Raw genomic sequence first — 17,177 nt, 5'->3', positions numbered from 1 at the left:
CTTCCTTTGTCATTCTCTCTAACAGAGGAAGGAGATCCTCTCATCACTGTGTTTCTGGAGCAATGGAAAACCTTGATGAAGGCAAGATGTAAAGACTGAATGGAAGCAAACCATGAACACAAATATTAATACTCAATATCGTAAGCCGCTTCCGGGAACTCAACTGGATTATTTTGATGCACGCGAAGCCGTCAATGCCATTTCTCCTGGAGCCTATGAAACACTCCCTTATACCTCTCGCGTGCTAGCTGAGCAACTGGTCCGTCGCTGTGACCCGAACACATTGACAGATAGCCTGAAACAGTTAATTGAACGCAAACGCGATCTTGATTTTCCTTGGTATCCAGCACGCGTTGTTTGTCATGACATTCTTGGTCAGACCGCTCTAGTCGATTTAGCGGGTCTACGCGATGCCATTTCAGATCAGGGCGGCGATCCTGCAAAAGTGAACCCAGTGGTTGAGACACAATTGATCGTTGACCACTCTTTAGCGGTTGAACATGCGGGCTTTGACCCTGATGCCTTCGACAAAAACCGCGCGATTGAAGAGCGCCGTAATGAAGACCGATTCCACTTTATTGAGTGGTGTAAAACAGCGTTTGAAAACGTCAGCGTGATTCCAGCTGGGAATGGCATCATGCACCAAATCAACTTGGAAAAAATGTCTCCTGTGGTACAAGCAAAGCAGGGCATTGCCTACCCAGACACCTGTGTGGGTACGGACAGTCACACGCCTCACGTAGACGCTCTTGGTGTTATTGCGATAGGTGTCGGTGGTCTGGAAGCAGAAACCGTCATGCTTGGCCGACCATCAATGATGCGTCTACCAGATATTGTCGGTGTCAAACTGACGGGTAAACGTCAACCGGGCATTACCGCAACGGATATTGTCCTCGCGATTACTGAGTTTCTGCGTAATGAGCGTGTGGTATCTTCATATCTTGAATTCTTCGGAGAAGGCGCACGTGATCTAACGATCGGAGACCGCGCAACGATTTCAAACATGACACCAGAATACGGCGCAACAGCTGGCATGTTTTATATTGATGAGCAGACCATCAATTACTTGAAACTAACTGGTCGAGATGAAGAACAAGTTGCTCTAGTAGAAAATTACGCAAAACAAACCGGTCTTTGGGCAGACGATCTTGATAGCGCCGTTTACGAGCGCGTACTTGAGTTCGATTTATCATCAGTTAGCCGTAACTTGGCTGGTCCGTCAAACCCTCATCGTCGTTTACCAACTTCTGAGTTGGCACAGCGCGGCATTTCTGGAGCGTGGGAAGAGAAAGAAGGCGAGTTGCCAGATGGTGCAGTGATCATCGCTGCTATTACCTCATGTACGAATACCAGTAACCCAAGAAACGTGGTTGCTGCTGGCCTTGTGGCGAAGAAAGCCAACGAACTTGGTCTTGTACGTAAACCGTGGGTGAAATCGTCTTTTGCTCCGGGTTCTAAAGTTGCACGCTTGTATCTGGAAGAAGCGGGCTTATTACCAGAGCTAGAGAAGCTTGGCTTTGGCATTGTTGGTTACGCATGTACAACTTGTAACGGTATGAGTGGTGCGCTGGATCCAAAAATCCAACAAGAGATCATCGACCGTGATTTATATGCGACAGCGGTGCTTTCTGGTAACCGTAACTTTGATGGTCGAATCCATCCGTACGCCAAACAAGCTTTCTTGGCTTCACCACCATTGGTTGTCGCTTATGCGCTGGCCGGTACCATTCGTTTTGATATCGAGCGCGATGCGCTTGGCACGGACCAAAACGGCAAACCAATTTACTTAAATGATTTGTGGCCAAGCGATGAAGAGATCGATGCAGTTGTCGGTACTCATGTTAAACCTGAGCAGTTTAAGCAAGTTTACATTCAGATGTTTAAGCTGAATGATCAAGAGCAAAATCCCAACCCGCTGTACGACTGGCGTCCGATGAGTACCTATATCCGCCGACCACCGTACTGGGAAGGTGCGCTAGCGGGAGAAAGAACATTGTCTGGTATGCGTCCATTGGCGATTCTGGGCGACAACATCACCACTGATCACTTATCACCATCCAACGCGATTCTCGCAAGCAGCGCAGCAGGTGAATACTTAGCGAAAATGGGTGTGCCAGAAGAGGATTTCAACTCTTACGCGACTCACCGTGGTGACCACTTAACGGCGCAACGCGCGACCTTCGCTAACCCAAAGTTGTTCAATGAAATGGTGAAGGAAAACGGCGAAGTCGTGCAGGGATCTCTGGCGCGTGTAGAGCCAGATGGGCAGGTGGTTCGTATGTGGGAAGCGATTGAAACCTACATGAATCGTAAACAACCATTGATCGTGGTGGCTGGCGCGGATTACGGTCAGGGGTCATCCCGTGACTGGGCAGCAAAAGGCGTTCGACTGGCAGGCGTAGAAGCCATTGTTGCTGAAGGCTTTGAGCGTATTCACCGTACTAACTTGGTTGGCATGGGCGTACTACCACTGCAATTTAAGCCAGGCGTTAACCGCAATACGCTAGAGCTGGATGGTACGGAACTTTACGACGTGGTTGGAGAAATCAAGCCGGGCGCTGATTTAGCGCTGGTTATCACACGCAGCAACGGCGATAAAGTCGATGTTCCGGTTACTTGTCGCTTAGATACCGCTGACGAAGTTCACGTGTACAACGCGGGCGGTGTTCTGCAGCGTTTCGCGCAAGATTTCTTGGCACAATAAGGAGTGCGTATGTCAAATAATACTCCGAATCAAACAAGCCAAATAAAAGTGCCCGCGACGTACATGCGTGGCGGCACGAGTAAAGGTGTCTTTTTCAACCTAGAGGATTTACCTCAAGAAGCGCAAGTGGCTGGAGCCGCACGTGACAAACTGTTGCTACGCGTTATTGGCAGCCCTGATCCTTACGCGAAGCAAATTGATGGCATGGGGGGCGCGACGTCAAGCACCAGTAAAACAGTGATTGTTTCGCGCAGCAGCAGAGCCGATCACGATGTTGACTACTTATTTGGCCAAGTGTCGATCGACAAACCATTCGTCGATTGGAGTGGTAACTGCGGCAACTTGTCTGCCGCTGTCGGTCCTTTCGCCATTCATGCTGGTCTGATCCCACAAGACCGTATTCCAGAAAATGGCATTGTGACGGTGCGTGTTTGGCAAGTGAACATAAGCAAAACGATTTTGATTCACGTGCCAATCGTCAATGGTTTCGTCCAAGAAACCGGAGAGTTTGAACTCGATGGTGTCACGTTTCCAGCGGCAGAGATTCAAGTGGATTTTGTTGATCCTTCCGATGGCGAAGGAAGTATGTTCCCAACGGGCAACTTAGTTGATGATTTGGTGGTGCCGGATGTGGGTACGTTCAACGCGACCTTTATTAACGCGGGCATACCAACCATTTTTATTGATGCTGAATCGATAGGATATCAGGGCACCGAGCTGCAAGACGATATCAACAACGATGACACAGCATTAGCGATGTTCGAATCCATCCGCGCATATGGCGCGTTAAAAATGGGCCTGATTTCTGATTTAGAACAAGCTCAAACACGCCAACATACGCCGAAAATAGCGTTTGTTTCTAAACCGAAAAGTTACCTGTCTTCAAGTGGTAAAGCCGTTAATGAGTTGGATATTGATGTGCTCGTTCGCGCGCTGTCGATGGGCAAGCTACATCATGCAATGATGGGAACAGCAGCCGTTGCTATTGCTTCTGCTGCGTGTGTGCCCGGAACGTTAGTGAATTTAGCCGCTGGTGGCGGTGAAAAAGAGTCCGTGACTTTTGGTCACCCGTCAGGAACGTTAAAAGTTGGGGCACAAGCGAAGCAAACTGAGCAGGGCTGGGTGGTGCAAAAAGCCATTATGAGCCGAAGTGCGAGAATACTGATGGAGGGATTTGTGCGTGTACCCTTCTATGTCTTCGATTAAAAGAGACGATCTTTGGATTAAAAGAGCGATCTTTGAGTAGAACGAGAGCAATGTCAGGACATACTGGAGGAAGCAATATGTCTTCATACGAAAAAGAATACTTATGGGCGAAGAATGAACCGGAGAGTTTTTGGCGCGCTCAAGCGGAGAATCTCGATTGGTTTGAATCTCCTAAAACTATCTTGAAATCTGATGAAAACGGCATAGAACGTTGGTTTCCAGATGGTGTAATGAATACGTGCTGGTTAGCATTAGATTACCATTGCGAGCAAGGACGCGGTGATAATACTGCACTCATTTATGACTCGCCAGTGACAGGTCGTAAAGCCACGTACACCTATAGCGATCTACGTGACCAAGTAGCCAAAATTGCTGGCATGCTGTCTGCTCAAGGTGTTGAAAAAGGCGACCGAGTCGTTATTTACATGCCGATGATCCCAGAAGCCGCAATGGCGATGCTTGCCTGCGCGCGTTTGGGGGCTATTCATTCCGTAGTATTCGGCGGTTTTGCACCTAATGAGCTTGCTGTACGAATTGAAGATGCAGAGCCGAAAGTGATCATGACGGCGTCGTGCGGGATTGAGATCAACAAAGTCATTCCATACAAACCAATGGTAGACAAAGCCATTATGGACAGCCGTTGGAAGCCTGAGAAAGTGTTTGTTTTCCAACGTCCAGAGTGCGACGCTGAGCTAAACCAAGAAAGAGACTTAGATTGGCAGCGAGAGTACAAACAAGCGCTGCCACATGGTTGTGTTCCGGTGTTAGCAACCGATCCGCTCTACATACTCTATACATCAGGTACGACAGGTAAGCCGAAAGGCGTTGTGCGTGATAACGGTGGCCATGCTGTCGCGATGAAGTACTCCATGAGCGCAATCTATAACATTCCTCAAGATGGCGTCTTTTGGGCGGCATCTGATGTGGGATGGGTAGTAGGGCACTCTTACATTGTTTACGCTCCACTGATTCACGGTTGCACTACTATACTATTCGAAGGCAAGCCTGTTCGAACACCGGATCCTGGCGCATTTTGGCGAGTGTGTGATGAATATAAAGTAGATGCGTTGTTCTCTGCACCAACGGCGTTTCGTGCGATTAAGAAAGAGGACCCGGAAGGTGAGCACTTAAAACAGTACGACTTGTCGAATCTGAAAACCATCTTTATGGCGGGAGAACGCCTCGACCCTCCGACACTGGAGTGGGTTCAGAGCAAAGCGGACAAGCCCGTTATTGACCACTGGTGGCAAACCGAGACGGGCTGGGCCATCGCGGGCAACCCGACAGGTGTCGAAATGATGCCAGTTAAAGCTGGTTCTTCGACGAAGCCCATTCCGGGTTATCAGGTCGAGATTCTGAATGAACTTGGAGAGGCTGTCGGGCCTAACCAACAAGGCTTTGTCGCATTAAAACGTCCGCTACCACCAAGTTGTCTGCCAACGGTTTGGCGTAATCATGACCGTTTTGAAACTGGTTATCTTAGCCAATTCCCAGGCTACTACGTGTCAGGTGATGGTGGCTATCTGGATGAAGACGGTTACCTGTTTATTATGGGACGTATTGATGACGTGATTAATGTCGCTGGACACCGATTGTCGACAGGTGAAATGGAAGAAATAGTAGGAGGCCACCCAGCGATTGCAGAATGTGCGGTGGTTGGTATCCACGATGATCTAAAAGGTCAGCTTCCACTTGGCTTTGTGGTACTAAAAGACGGTGTAAAAGTGGATGAGCTAGACCTTGAAGGTGAGCTTGTGGGCAAAGTGCGTAGTGAGATAGGTGCAGTTGCTTGCTTCAAGCATGCGTTGGTTGTAGACCGTTTACCGAAAACACGTTCAGGTAAAATTTTGCGTCGAACTATACGTCAAATAGCTGATGGTGAAAAATACACCGTTCCGTCAACGATTGATGACCCAAGTAGCTTGAACGAAATTGAGCGAGTGCTACGACGCTGAGAAAAACTCAATTCTAACTAACCCCTGCTCCTCGAACTCTGTTGGTTGGTTCTGCCTCTGTACGTTTATTAAGTGCAGGGGCCTTTTTGTTGTTCAAACAGTACAAACGTATCGTGAAAGCATTTGTGACTTGCCAATACGACGTTTTCCTCACAAACTACAGCCATTCCATTTTTAGTGACCCTTTGTATGACCACGTTTGCGATTAAACCTGCGTGTTTTAGCGACCTAGAGTTGCTCAACGATCTTATGTTCGAGCTTCATGATGAGCATCATCTTCAATCTCCTGAGCTTTTCAAAACGGCAGAGGAGATAGAACAAGAAAAAAGCATTGCTCGATATATTGACGACCCTGAGTGCCTTGTTTACGTAGCAAAACAAGGAGATGAAATTATTGGCTTTATCTCTGGTCACTTCTGTGAACTTATTTCTACCGTCAGCCAGCCAGTTATGATGGGAAGTGTGGATGAGCTCTATGTGCTGCCTGAATATCGAAAACAAGGTACGGCGCAGGCATTGATTAATAAAATTGAGTCAACGTTCTCTGATTACGGTGCAAAACAGATGTTTGTTGAAGTATGGCATTTTAACCAGGGCGCAATATCTTTGTATGAAAAACAAGGATTTGCACATCATATCCACTATTTAAGAAAACCGCTGAACGAATAATCGTATTTAACTTTAATATTGTGATTTAGGTTCTATCGAATTGAAATCATTCAGTTCGTCAATAGACTTTTCTCTATAAGTTGCTCGCAATGTTAACAAATTGATATGCACCCACATTGGTATCGGCGTTTTTGTCTGCTTGTTTATTAGTAGCACGAGGATCGTGCTTACAAAAACAAGAGGACAATATTTTGAAACTAACAAAATCGTTACTTGCTTTAGCCGTTTTGCCAATGTTCGCAAGTGCTGATGATTTGTCACAGACGCAAAATCATACTATCCAACCCCAGATCGTAGGCGGAGTAACTGCCGACCCACGTGACTGGAAATTCTACACCCAAATTGTTAGTCGTTATGGTAACCGATCATATTGTGGGGCCAGTTATATCGGGAATGGTTACGTCCTGACTGCTGCGCATTGTGTTGAGGGTGATTCTCCGAGTCAGATTGCGGTTAAAATCGGTGGCGTTGTTTATAACGGTAGTGATGGTGTTCGTGCAAACGTCAGTGAGATCCATATGCACCCGGCATATCGCCGCGCGACGCTTTCTCATGACCTCGCGGTATTGAAGCTCGACTCTGTGCCTCAAGGTGTTTCTTCAGTTGAGATTGCGAATGGTAGTCTAACGCAATACGCGAGCATCGGAGATTGGCTTAGTGTTGCTGGCTTAGGGCGAACTTCTGAAGGAGGAAGCTCTCCGTCTCGATTGCAAGAGGTTGACGTCCCACTTGTGTCGGATATGACTTGCCGTCAAGCCGGTGGCAACTACACAACGGTTGGAGAAGTGTCATTCTGTGCTGGTATTCCTCAAGGTGGGATAGATTCTTGTCAGGGAGATAGTGGTGGTCCAATCGTCATTAATCGCAGTGGTGTAATTACTCAACTTGGTGTGGTCAGTTGGGGAATAGGTTGTGCTCGTCCTGGTATGTATGGGGTTTATAGCGATATCGCTGCTATGCGCAATTTTGTCGATGGTGTTATCGGAACAGTAACACCACCAAAAGAGAATGTTTCTGTTGGATACACCACCGAACAGACACTGGCATCATTTAATGTTGGGGAGTTACAGCAACATAGCTTTGTTATCCAGAATTCAGGGAACACCACGTTCACTGTGGAAAATGTTCGCGCGTTTGCTTCGGGTGTTACTGATGCAGCTGTTATTGCCAATGATCAGTGCTCTCAGGCGACGTTAGCAATGAATGCAAGTTGTCGTGTTGATGTTGAATTTGGTGCTACTCAGAGCGGAGAAGCAAGAGTGGCTTTGAACTTCAACGTTGATAAGACCAGCACACAATACCAAGCGTTAGTATCTGCTCAAGCGAAAACGGTGACAACGCCTCCCACAGATAGCTGTACAACTGTATGGCAAGCCAGCTTAGTGTATCTCAAAGGAGATACGGTTACTTGGAATGGTAAAGTTTGGCAAGCGCAGTGGTGGACTCAAGGTGATAATCCAGCAGACTCAGGGCCTTGGGGTGTTTGGCAAAAAGTCGGCGATGCGAATTGCAAGTCTAACTAACGATCGGGCCAGTGAATTTGATTCGTTGACCATGAGATAAGATTCATTCTTGGTTTCAACGATCAGTACATAGTTACCATAACTGGGGTTTATTGTTTGCGAATAATAAGCCCTTTTTTATTGTGTCAACTATGAGAACCCATAAAATGTGTATGACTTTTTCCTGACGTTATCTTTATATAACTGGCAGAATTGCGATCAACATTTTATGTTTTGTCTGATTTTTGTCAGGTTTGCATTAAATTATTCTCCAGTGAGCGTTGAGATCAGGTTTTACGCGATCAACTCAGTTTGGCATAACTCGTTACTTAATTTTTGTCGAAAAAGATAAGATTAACTGCCATGATTCATTGGTTATCATTATGTTTATTTAAGGTCATATTTTGTGTTGAGACAGCTGTTATTACTCATCCTTTGTTTTATTTTGTTACCTGTTTCACCGATCTCTACGGCTAAAGCCACTGCGAGCGAAGTTAAAGGAGCGCTCTGTATTGTTCGCGCTGATGACAAGTTAGTGTTAGTTCATGAAGTATTAACGGATAAGATTTCTCTACCTGGCGGAACCATTATTGATGGTGAGTCTCCACAAGTTGCTGCTCAACGAGAAACGTGGGAAGAAACCGGTATAGTGGTTACGGTTGGAGAGGAGCTTGGCAGAACGGACACTGCGGTTTTTTACGACTGTATATCAGACTCTGACATTATCGCTTTTTCTATGAATAATTCTTTAGGTGGAAATGAACTGCCTATTTGGTTTGCCCCTCATTATGGAGTAGAAGTTGCGTCAGCGATGTTGCTTAGCCCATCTGAATTACCATCATCTTTATATCGTTATCCTGAGCAATGGCCACAAGCCACTCAGTTTTTTGATCAAGCTACCAAGCAATCAGTATCTTATGTGACTCAGTTGATCGAATCCGCGCCTTCATTTCGTCAGGTTGAATTGGCGTGGCTGATAGATTTACAGAGTTGGGTAGGGGCGTTGTCAGAAACGAGTTACGAGGTAGCTAGTCAGATCTCGAAACTCGTTATAGATCTGACAGAACCGACGGTACTACTCTTTCTATTTCCTTTTGCCATGATGCGCTTTGGTAGCCGGTTTGTGTACCGACTCTTTTTCGCAATTAGTGCAACGTCGCTTATGGTGCTTGTCGCTCAACAAGGCTTTTCGCTACCGCGCCCACATGTCTATATACCAATGATGGAGTTAACGCACAGCTTTGGCTTTAGTTTTCCTAGCTTGCCTATCGCTGTGTGGTTTTGTGTGCTGACGTTCTTGTTTCATAGAACCCAGTATTTTGGTTTGAATGGAACAACGGCAGTCTTCGTGTTCATCACTCTTACTGTGGTGTTAGGTAAGTTTTTCCTCGGCAGTGCCTTTATTTTAGATATGTTATTTGGCGCGCTGTTAGGCAGCTTGGTGGCTTGGCATGTTCTTCGACTGGAGACAAATCAAGATGTGAACGTTGATCAAGTTCTAAGCTCAAAAGGCGTCTGGTTCATTATGACTGCGACAACAGCGGTCATCTCCGTCATCTGGCCATTACCTGTGTTTGGTCGCTGGTTAGCAATTTTAATCACTGCATCAGCGTTGGTCATGACATTTAAAGAGTCGAAAGCACATTTAGATACTCGGCAGATGATCTTTGTGACGCTAGCATTGTTGCTTGTTGATCAACTCTATTTGTACTCGGCTAATATCGTATCGTTTAGCGGTTTGTGGTCATTAGTCTTGTCGACGTTACATTATCCATTATTAATGTTGTTATTTATGCTGCTTGCAAGGAAGCTGACTTGTGAAAACCAACCGAGCAAAACGTTGCTAGATTGATGGCTGTATTTGTTATCTATTAGTATTTGAGTAAAAACAAAGCCTTGCATTACAGCAAGGCTTTTACACGTTTAGTCCACGAACAACGCCGCTTGCCTATCTTGGACGGCTAGGGGTGTTAAACGTAAGAAGCTTAACGCAACAGACATGGCGGAAAGGGCTATGCATTGAGCACGAACTTTTCTATAGCTTTAGCGACACCGTGCTCATCATTACTTGCCGTAATGTAGTCAGCGATTTGCTTGGTTTTTTCCATTGCATTTGCCATCGCGATACCAAGGCCAGCGTATTTCAGCATGTGGTGGTCATTTTCTGCGTCACCCATACAGATAACTTCTTCCGGTTTAATTCCCAGATACTCGGCAATTGCGGCAACACCAATACCTTTGTTGCTCGCAGGGTTAAGAAACTCAAGGAAAAACGGAGCGCTTTGAACAACCGTAAACGCTTCGCGCATTTCAGCTGGCAGTGCTGCTATAACTTCTGTTAGTTTGCTTGGCTCTGCAACCATCATAGCTTTGATGATTGGATGATCGTCTTCTAGTGATTCGAAGTTCATCTCGGTGACATTTAAGCCATTTATCTTTGCTTCAATATCGGTGTAAGGGTTGTGTTCGTTGGTGATTAAACCATGAACTTGACTAAAAGCATGGACGTACGCACCTAGCTCTTCGGCTTTTCGCGCCACCAATTTTGCAGCTTTACCATCTATGATTTGCTGGTGGATGATGTCGTTTGTGCCTACGTTCTTGACCATCGAACCGTTGTAGTAAAGAACAAAATCTCGATCGGAATGGATATTCAGTTCGTCGAGCTTGTCTTGCATTCCTTCTAATGGGCGACCAGAAGCGAGAACGACAGTAACGCCTGCTTCTCGAGCTTTTGCGATCGCTTGTTTGTTTTCTTCAGAAATGGCTTTATCACTATTGAGTAGCGTGCCATCCATATCTAGTGCGATCAGTTTATACATCATTTCTTACCTTAAAGTTTTTTGGGAGCTGTCAGTGAATAAGGCTTGGTTTAACGTTAACCAGAAACCTATATTCATTACGCTATGAAACTACAAAATGGTCTATTTTAACAATTAATTTTTGGTTTAAATTGACCTAGACACGCGTGTCCATTATGGTCTTCGCCTCGAAATGTTATGAGTTGAGTGAGTTCTGCGTTGTATAAGCTAAATGAGATGTTTGAAACCATCCAAGGGGAAGGGGTTTTTACTGGAGTCCCTGCTGTTTTTGTTCGGCTTCAAGAGTGTCCGGTTGGTTGCTCATGGTGCGATACCAAACAAACGTGGTATGCAGATGAGAATGATCAACGTCAAATAGGCGATATTCTGGTGAAAACGGAAGATTCTCCGACGTGGTGTGTTGCATCTGCCGAGAACATCGTAGAGCAATATCAACAGCAAGGCTTTAATGCTAAGCATATCGTGATTACTGGTGGAGAGCCTTGTATTTATGATCTGCGCCCTTTAACAAAGGCGTTTGAAGATATGGGGTGCCAATGCCAAATTGAAACCAGTGGCACATCAGAAGTGATTACTTCAGAAAATACGTGGGTGACAGTGTCACCAAAAGTAGCAATGAAAGGTAAACTGCCAGTGCTTAATAGTGCGTTAGAGCGGGCAAATGAGATTAAGCATCCAGTCGGCACCCAGAAAGACATCGACCACCTTGATGACCTTTTAGCAAATGCGAACGTAGCGGCTGAGACTATCATTGCACTACAACCAATTAGCCAGAAGCCTCGTGCTACGCAATTGTGTATTGATACGTGCATTGCCCGCAATTGGCGTTTGTCTGTTCAAACTCATAAATATTTGAGTATTGCTTAGACGAGAGACTCGTCATCATTCGAGGTAGCTTTGCTATCGAAACATTGTCGATATATCTAAACAGTTTATAGCGTTGTAAAAGCTAAGAAGTGTTGACTGCTGTGGTGTGGTGCTATCTTTGGTTCGACAATCGTTTCGCATTTAATTGATGCCACCAATCTGGCGGCATCAAAATGAAGCTCTGTTGGCTGGAGTTTCACGCTGAGATAAAGCGTTTAGAAGCTAACGCAAAAGGTTTCATCCCACCGCTATTACCGCTAACAAAGACTATTTGCTCGCTAAGTATTCTTCTAAGCCGCTTTGTCGCAGTAGGCACGCTGGGCATTCACCACAGCCTTTACCAACGATTCCGTTGTAACATGTTAAAGTATTGTTTTGGACAAACTCCAACATATTGTGCTTATCAGCTAGAGCCCAGGTCTCTGCTTTAGTAAGCCACATTAAAGGAGTCTTAATATTGAAGGCTTTATCCATACCTAAATTGCAAGAGAGATTTAGAGAGCGAATAAAGTTGTCTCGGCAGTCAGGGTAACCACTAAAGTCTGTTTCGCAAACTCCCGTAATGATGTCTTGAATACCAAGCTGGTAAGCATGGATACATGCGTAAGTAAGAAAGAGGATGTTTCTCCCTGGAACGAATGTATTGGGTACGTTAGCGTCGCTTAAGTCATTAGATACCGGAATGTTGTCTCTTGTCAGCGAGCTTATCGCTAACTCATTAATTGATTTTACATCCAGGACTTTGTGGCTTTTGATGTTAAGTTGCTTACCTAATTCGATAGCGATATCTATTTCATCTGAATGACGCTGGCCATAATCAAACGTTATAGCATGAACCTCATCATATGTATTTAATGCATCGATTAAGCAGGTCGTAGAGTCCTGCCCACCGGAAAAAACCACAAGTGCTTTTGTTGTAGCCATGTTGAACCCTTAGTTATGCTCTTTGATTCTTTGGTATTGATACGTATTCTTAGGCGTTTAATCCCAATTACGTACTCGACTTGTTCGTAGCGATTGCGTCCGCAATCAACTGGGCTGTGCTCTCAAGCACTCTTTGCTTGTCATCATTTGACAGCTTGTGGAGATTCACAGCAAGTTCAGCGGTGATTTCATCTTCACAAAAAAAATAGTTTAGAGGTACGTTTAGCTCATCTGCGATAAGTTTGAGCGTTTTTACGTCGGGAGTATGGCGCTCCCTTTCGTATTGGTTCATCCTTGCACTTGCAGAACTATCATCCATGCCGATACGGATGCCCAGTGCTTTTTGGGACAGATTCGCTTGTTTACGCGCATGCTTAAGGCGGGCTGGGAGTGGGTTATTAAACAACACTTAAAGTTCATACGAAGGACTTGGATGACTAAGATTATCTTAGTTTTTCTGATTTGTGTATACTAAGTAATGCTTAGTTATTGCCGAGGTCGCCAAGGCCGTGTATGTATAGCTAAACAAGATTTCGTATCTTTAGGTTGATTAAGTGACGTTGAATCTACTTCTTCAAAAACTGCCGTATGGAGGCGCGGGAGGAGCGAGTAAGGGCACGAGAAACCGCAGCGATTTGTAGAGCAGAATTTGCTCTTCACATAAACGTAGTCGTCTAAGTTGAAGAGCAATATTGTTCTTGATGATCAACTATATACTTAAGTAAATAACTGTGTCGCACAATAGATCAGAGCTGCTGCTAAGCTCATATTGATGACTTTGCCATATCTCTGGAATTGCGATTGAAGTAGCTTTCCTGCAACGGCCCAAACTACGTTGCTAAGAAGTGCGATCAAAGCAAGAATGAGGCTAGTCGCTAAGATCCAGTAGATATTCTGAGTGTGGGGCAGTACGAACGTAGAAATAGAGGTAATTCCATAAAGAATGATTTTCACATTAACGAACTGCAAACCTAAACCTGTTAAGAAACTGATACCTTTAGAATTATCCGATGAAGTTTTGATCTCACTCGTAGCAAGCCCCCAAGCCAACCAAACAATGTAAGCTGCTCCAATCCATGTTAGCCAAGGTGTAATCACGGGCAAGAGGCTGATCATGTTATACGTGAAAGCGCCACAAAGTAGCATCAAAACAACATAGCCACAAAACATCCCCGAAATCACTTTTGTTGAGCGTTTTAGTCCATATTGCGTCGCGATGCTGAGCGATAAAATGTTGTTTGGCCCTGGTGTAATTGAAGTAATGATTACGTAAGTAAAAAATGCGGTGTAGATGGCGGTCATCTCTATCTCTCCTGTTTTTACTGCACTATACTTCGCTACAATTGATTAAAAAATTGAATAAATTAAAACTTAGACTTTTAATTTATTGAACTGTTGGTTGTGGAGTCTAGTCATGAATCTAAAACGCTTTCTTACTTTTAAAGCTATTGTTGAAGAAGGATCGTTTCTAAAAGCGTCACAGAAGCTTTATTGCACGCAATCAACCGTCACCTTTCAAATCAAGCAGTTGGAACAAGATCTGTCTTTGCAGCTGTTCGAAAAAATAGGGCGTAAGATGGTTTTGACTCAAGCAGGAGAAAAGATACTGCCTTACGTCTATGAACTGGCGCGAGTGATGGAAAATATTGAGGGAACAGCACAGCAAGAAAACTCGGAGCCGACCGGTGAATTGAAAGTGCTGGTTGCTGAGACTCAACTTGCTTATAAGATGGCTAATGTTTTAAAAGAGTTCAGGATCAGAGCGCCCAATGTCCGACTCTCTCTGCAATCACAAAATTGCTATCAGATTCGAGATGAGTTGATAGCGGATAAAGCTGATTTAGGTGTGTTTTATCGAGTAGGTAATGACGATACGCTCAAGGTCCACGAGTTTGAGCAGGAGCCACTGGTATTGGTTGCTTCACCGCTTTTAAAAGGGCTAGATTTAAAGAAGAGAGAGCAACATATTGATTTAGGGTTTATAAGCAATGGCCCTAAGTGCCTTTTTCGACGGATGTTTGAGAGCATTATTCAGGAGCGTGATATTAGCATCGACAACATGATCGAACTTAGCAGTATTAATACGATCAAAAATTGCGTTGAGAGTAATATTGGTATCTCTTACTTACCTCGTTTTACGGTTGAAAAAGAGTTGCAAGAGGGCAGTTTACAAGAGCTTGAATTCACCGAGTTTTCACAGATGATCAAGCCACTCTGTGCTTATCATGCTGGGAAGTGTGTGACGCCGGCGATGGAAGTCTTTATTGATTGTATGCGTAACGAGTATGAACGGTTTTCTACTCAGAGTCGGTGATCTTTAATATGTTCTATCTGATATAGTTTCGTTTTTACTCCTTTTTATTTTCTAAGTGGCTACTTCTAATTTATTGATTTTTATTGCTTTGTTTTGAATCCGACTGTTGTGGGATGATAAATGGGATCTGATGTGAAGAGCTATTTATTGACAGAAAGAGATAAGATATAAAAACGACGGCGTGTGATAACTAGATTAGATAAGGTTACATAATTAACAGTGTAATAAATGCCATTCTTTATGGATTATTTTCAACGAGACTTAATTGTTACGGTTCGTTATTATTAACTCGTTAACGCATCCATTGCTAGGAAGTTAACTTACGCATATTGTTTTTTTCATAATTTGCTGCTTTTTTTTAACCAAAAAAGTTCAAAGCTTGAACTACAAGCTATGAACTTTTATTTATACTTAGTGGTTTTCTACTTTAATAAGTAAAACACCGTTTAAAAGTATCGCGTAACCTAGTAACTCTAAGCTTTCTTCGACCAAGTTTTTCACGTCTCTATTGTATGAGTTCCCCATAAACTCGACCCAAAAATCACCATACCCTGCAAAGCGTGAGAATAAGAAAACAATGAAAAAGCCAATCGTTAATGTCGTGAAGCTAGAATGAGAAATGAAAAGTTTGACCTCATTTTTTATGTTAACTATGTTATTAAAACAAAAATAACAGACCGAGACTATTATAATCCAAGCAGGGTACTTCCATGAACCGTGAGAGAAATACTGCTCTATGTGGTAGTCCATTTCTCTAACGAATATAACCATAAAAAATGAAGACATTATTACTAATATGTGTTTGAGTTCAAGATATTTCTTAGATTTATACAAACACATTAACGATGAAAAAAGCACAAATGCTATTTGAGTCATTTCTATAAGAGAGTTCTCCGATGTGCTTTTGTCCATTTGTACGCTAAAATAAATCGTTGCTAACGTATAAATAACCAAAAAAATAAGATAAGATATTTTATATACTAACAAACTAGTGACCGAGGTGTGTTTTTCTTTAATATACATCGTAACTTGTATAGGTGATGGATTTGTTAGTATTATAAATCAAGAATGTTTTATATTTAGTGAATTAAGCGCCATTTAGAATGGAACTTAATTCACCTAACATTAAACTTCGTTGAATCTTAAATTCTTTCTGGTTTAACTTATTGATTTTATTGATTTTTTTGTTAATTTTGGTTAAATAGAATCGCCTAGCTTTTATTGAAATGCTTTTCCCATATTGGTGGTATGCCAATTTCTTCTTGAACGATATCAATGAATGCCCTAACCAATGGTGATTGCTGACGGTGTGAGTACATGGCATAAATATCACCAAAATCTTGAGTTTCATATTCTGGTAAAAGTTGGACTAAATTAGAAGACTCTAGGTTTTTAGGAAGCATAAATTGACCTATAAGTGCTGCGCCCAGACCTGACTTTACGCTTTCAATTATTAGCTCAGCTTCATTTACCATGTATGACCCTGATATTGGGTATGTATCTAAACCATCTGATTTTGCTTTGTCGTAGAATTTAAGTTTATCGACAATAAAATTACCATTTGAATAAATAATAAAAGGTAGCTTAACTAACTCATCCGGCGTTTCTGGGTTACCATGTTTTTCAATTAAATTTCGAGAAGCAATGATTGCAGTCGTATTTTTTGCTAATTTTCTTGCTACCATTGATGAATCCCTCATAGGTCCGATTCGAAAAGCAATATCAAAATTACTTCTAATCACGTCTACATGAAGATCATCTAGCATTAGTTCAACACTTGCTTTTGGGTACTTATGTAAAAACTTCTCTATCGAAGGTTGTAGATAGAGTTTTCCAAATAATGTTGAGCTTGAAATTCGTACTTTCCCTGAAGGCTCAGTCTGAAAGTTCTCCGCTATTTGTTGAGTATCATCAAGGAGTTGAGATATTTGGTCTGCTTTTTCAACTATTTGCTGGCCGACTTGTGTTAATGAAAGAGAGCGAGTCGTTCTGTTTAATAGCCTAACTCCTAAGTGCTCTTCTAACTGCTTGATGTGTTTAGACAAAACAGAGCGGTCGATATTCATCCCATCTGCTGCTTTTGCAAAAGATCCAGCTTTAGAGACTTCTAAAAGCAGGTGTAGTTTATTTGCTAAATCCACAATGTTTATCCAAGTTAGATATTAGCGTATTAGTTTCATGTATAACTACTGCTCTGTCTAGAAATTATTAATA

General features: G+C 43.4%; 13 protein-coding genes. 8 read left to right on the top strand and 5 right to left on the bottom strand.

Going from position 1 to position 17,177, the window contains the following annotated elements:
* The first annotated feature begins 112 nt into the window (after positions 1 to 112).
* From acnD to R7P69_RS22095, 6 genes are all read left to right on the top strand, one after another.
* A complete protein-coding gene (gene acnD / locus R7P69_RS22120) occupies positions 113 to 2,704 on the top strand; it encodes a Fe/S-dependent 2-methylisocitrate dehydratase AcnD (RefSeq protein WP_206225540.1) in 2,592 nt (863 codons plus the stop codon).
* Positions 2,705 to 2,713: 9 nt separating this feature from the next.
* On the top strand, positions 2,714 to 3,910 hold the full coding sequence (gene prpF / locus R7P69_RS22115; protein WP_238951942.1) for a 2-methylaconitate cis-trans isomerase PrpF: 1,197 nt from the start codon (positions 2,714 to 2,716) through the stop codon (positions 3,908 to 3,910).
* Between the two features lie 77 nt (positions 3,911 to 3,987).
* Positions 3,988 to 5,865 carry a propionyl-CoA synthetase gene (locus R7P69_RS22110; protein ID WP_054866169.1) on the top strand — a complete coding sequence of 626 codons (1,878 nt, stop codon included), beginning with the start codon at positions 3,988 to 3,990 and terminating at the stop codon, positions 5,863 to 5,865.
* Positions 5,866 to 6,054: 189 nt separating this feature from the next.
* Positions 6,055 to 6,534: a GNAT family N-acetyltransferase gene (locus tag R7P69_RS22105; RefSeq protein ID WP_005377290.1), complete on the top strand. Its 480-nt coding sequence runs from the start codon at positions 6,055 to 6,057 to the stop codon at positions 6,532 to 6,534.
* Between the two features lie 191 nt (positions 6,535 to 6,725).
* Complete coding sequence (locus R7P69_RS22100) at positions 6,726 to 8,057, top strand: trypsin-like serine protease (protein WP_238951941.1); 1,332 nt, start codon at positions 6,726 to 6,728, stop codon at positions 8,055 to 8,057.
* 385 nt (positions 8,058 to 8,442) lie between these two features.
* Positions 8,443 to 9,888 (top strand): bifunctional NUDIX hydrolase/phosphatase PAP2 family protein, encoded by a 1,446-nt coding sequence (locus R7P69_RS22095; protein WP_025768134.1) that lies wholly within the window; start codon positions 8,443 to 8,445, stop codon positions 9,886 to 9,888.
* 160 nt (positions 9,889 to 10,048) lie between these two features.
* Here the strand turns inward: R7P69_RS22095 and R7P69_RS22090 are convergent, their stop codons facing one another.
* Positions 10,049 to 10,858 (bottom strand): Cof-type HAD-IIB family hydrolase, encoded by an 810-nt coding sequence (locus R7P69_RS22090; RefSeq protein WP_238952353.1) that lies wholly within the window; start codon positions 10,856 to 10,858, stop codon positions 10,049 to 10,051.
* A gap of 216 nt (positions 10,859 to 11,074) precedes the next feature.
* On the opposite strand from R7P69_RS22090, the gene queE reads away from it, so the two are divergent.
* Positions 11,075 to 11,725 carry a 7-carboxy-7-deazaguanine synthase QueE gene (gene queE / locus R7P69_RS22085; RefSeq protein WP_005377296.1) on the top strand — a complete coding sequence of 217 codons (651 nt, stop codon included), beginning with the start codon at positions 11,075 to 11,077 and terminating at the stop codon, positions 11,723 to 11,725.
* Positions 11,726 to 11,992: 267 nt separating this feature from the next.
* Here queE and queC read toward each other — a convergent pair whose 3' ends face one another.
* The 3 genes from queC to eamB form a co-directional block, all read right to left on the bottom strand.
* Positions 11,993 to 12,649: a 7-cyano-7-deazaguanine synthase QueC gene (queC, locus tag R7P69_RS22080; RefSeq protein ID WP_005377298.1), complete on the bottom strand. Its 657-nt coding sequence runs from the start codon at positions 12,647 to 12,649 to the stop codon at positions 11,993 to 11,995.
* A gap of 67 nt (positions 12,650 to 12,716) precedes the next feature.
* Positions 12,717 to 13,058 (bottom strand): helix-turn-helix domain-containing protein, encoded by a 342-nt coding sequence (locus R7P69_RS22075; RefSeq protein ID WP_025768136.1) that lies wholly within the window; start codon positions 13,056 to 13,058, stop codon positions 12,717 to 12,719.
* Positions 13,059 to 13,366: 308 nt separating this feature from the next.
* The gene (gene eamB, locus R7P69_RS22070; RefSeq protein ID WP_025768137.1) at positions 13,367 to 13,951 is read right to left on the bottom strand and encodes a cysteine/O-acetylserine transporter; all 585 of its coding nucleotides are present in this window, start codon (positions 13,949 to 13,951) and stop codon (positions 13,367 to 13,369) included.
* A 112-nt stretch (positions 13,952 to 14,063) separates the two neighbouring features.
* Here eamB and R7P69_RS22065 point away from each other — a divergent pair, with 112 nt between their 5' ends.
* Positions 14,064 to 14,963: a LysR family transcriptional regulator gene (locus R7P69_RS22065; protein WP_025768138.1), complete on the top strand. Its 900-nt coding sequence runs from the start codon at positions 14,064 to 14,066 to the stop codon at positions 14,961 to 14,963.
* A gap of 1,211 nt (positions 14,964 to 16,174) precedes the next feature.
* Here R7P69_RS22065 and R7P69_RS22060 read toward each other — a convergent pair.
* Entirely contained in the window at positions 16,175 to 17,104 is a 930-nt protein-coding gene (locus R7P69_RS22060; RefSeq protein WP_054575014.1) for a LysR family transcriptional regulator, read from the bottom strand.
* Positions 17,105 to 17,177: the final 73 nt, after the last annotated feature.

This window comes from Vibrio sp. 661 (assembly GCF_033339315.1).
GTDB classification, from domain to species: Bacteria; Pseudomonadota; Gammaproteobacteria; order Enterobacterales; family Vibrionaceae; genus Vibrio; species Vibrio alginolyticus.
Note: the sequence above shows the minus strand (reverse complement) of the source record. Positions and strands in the feature narration are given on the sequence as shown.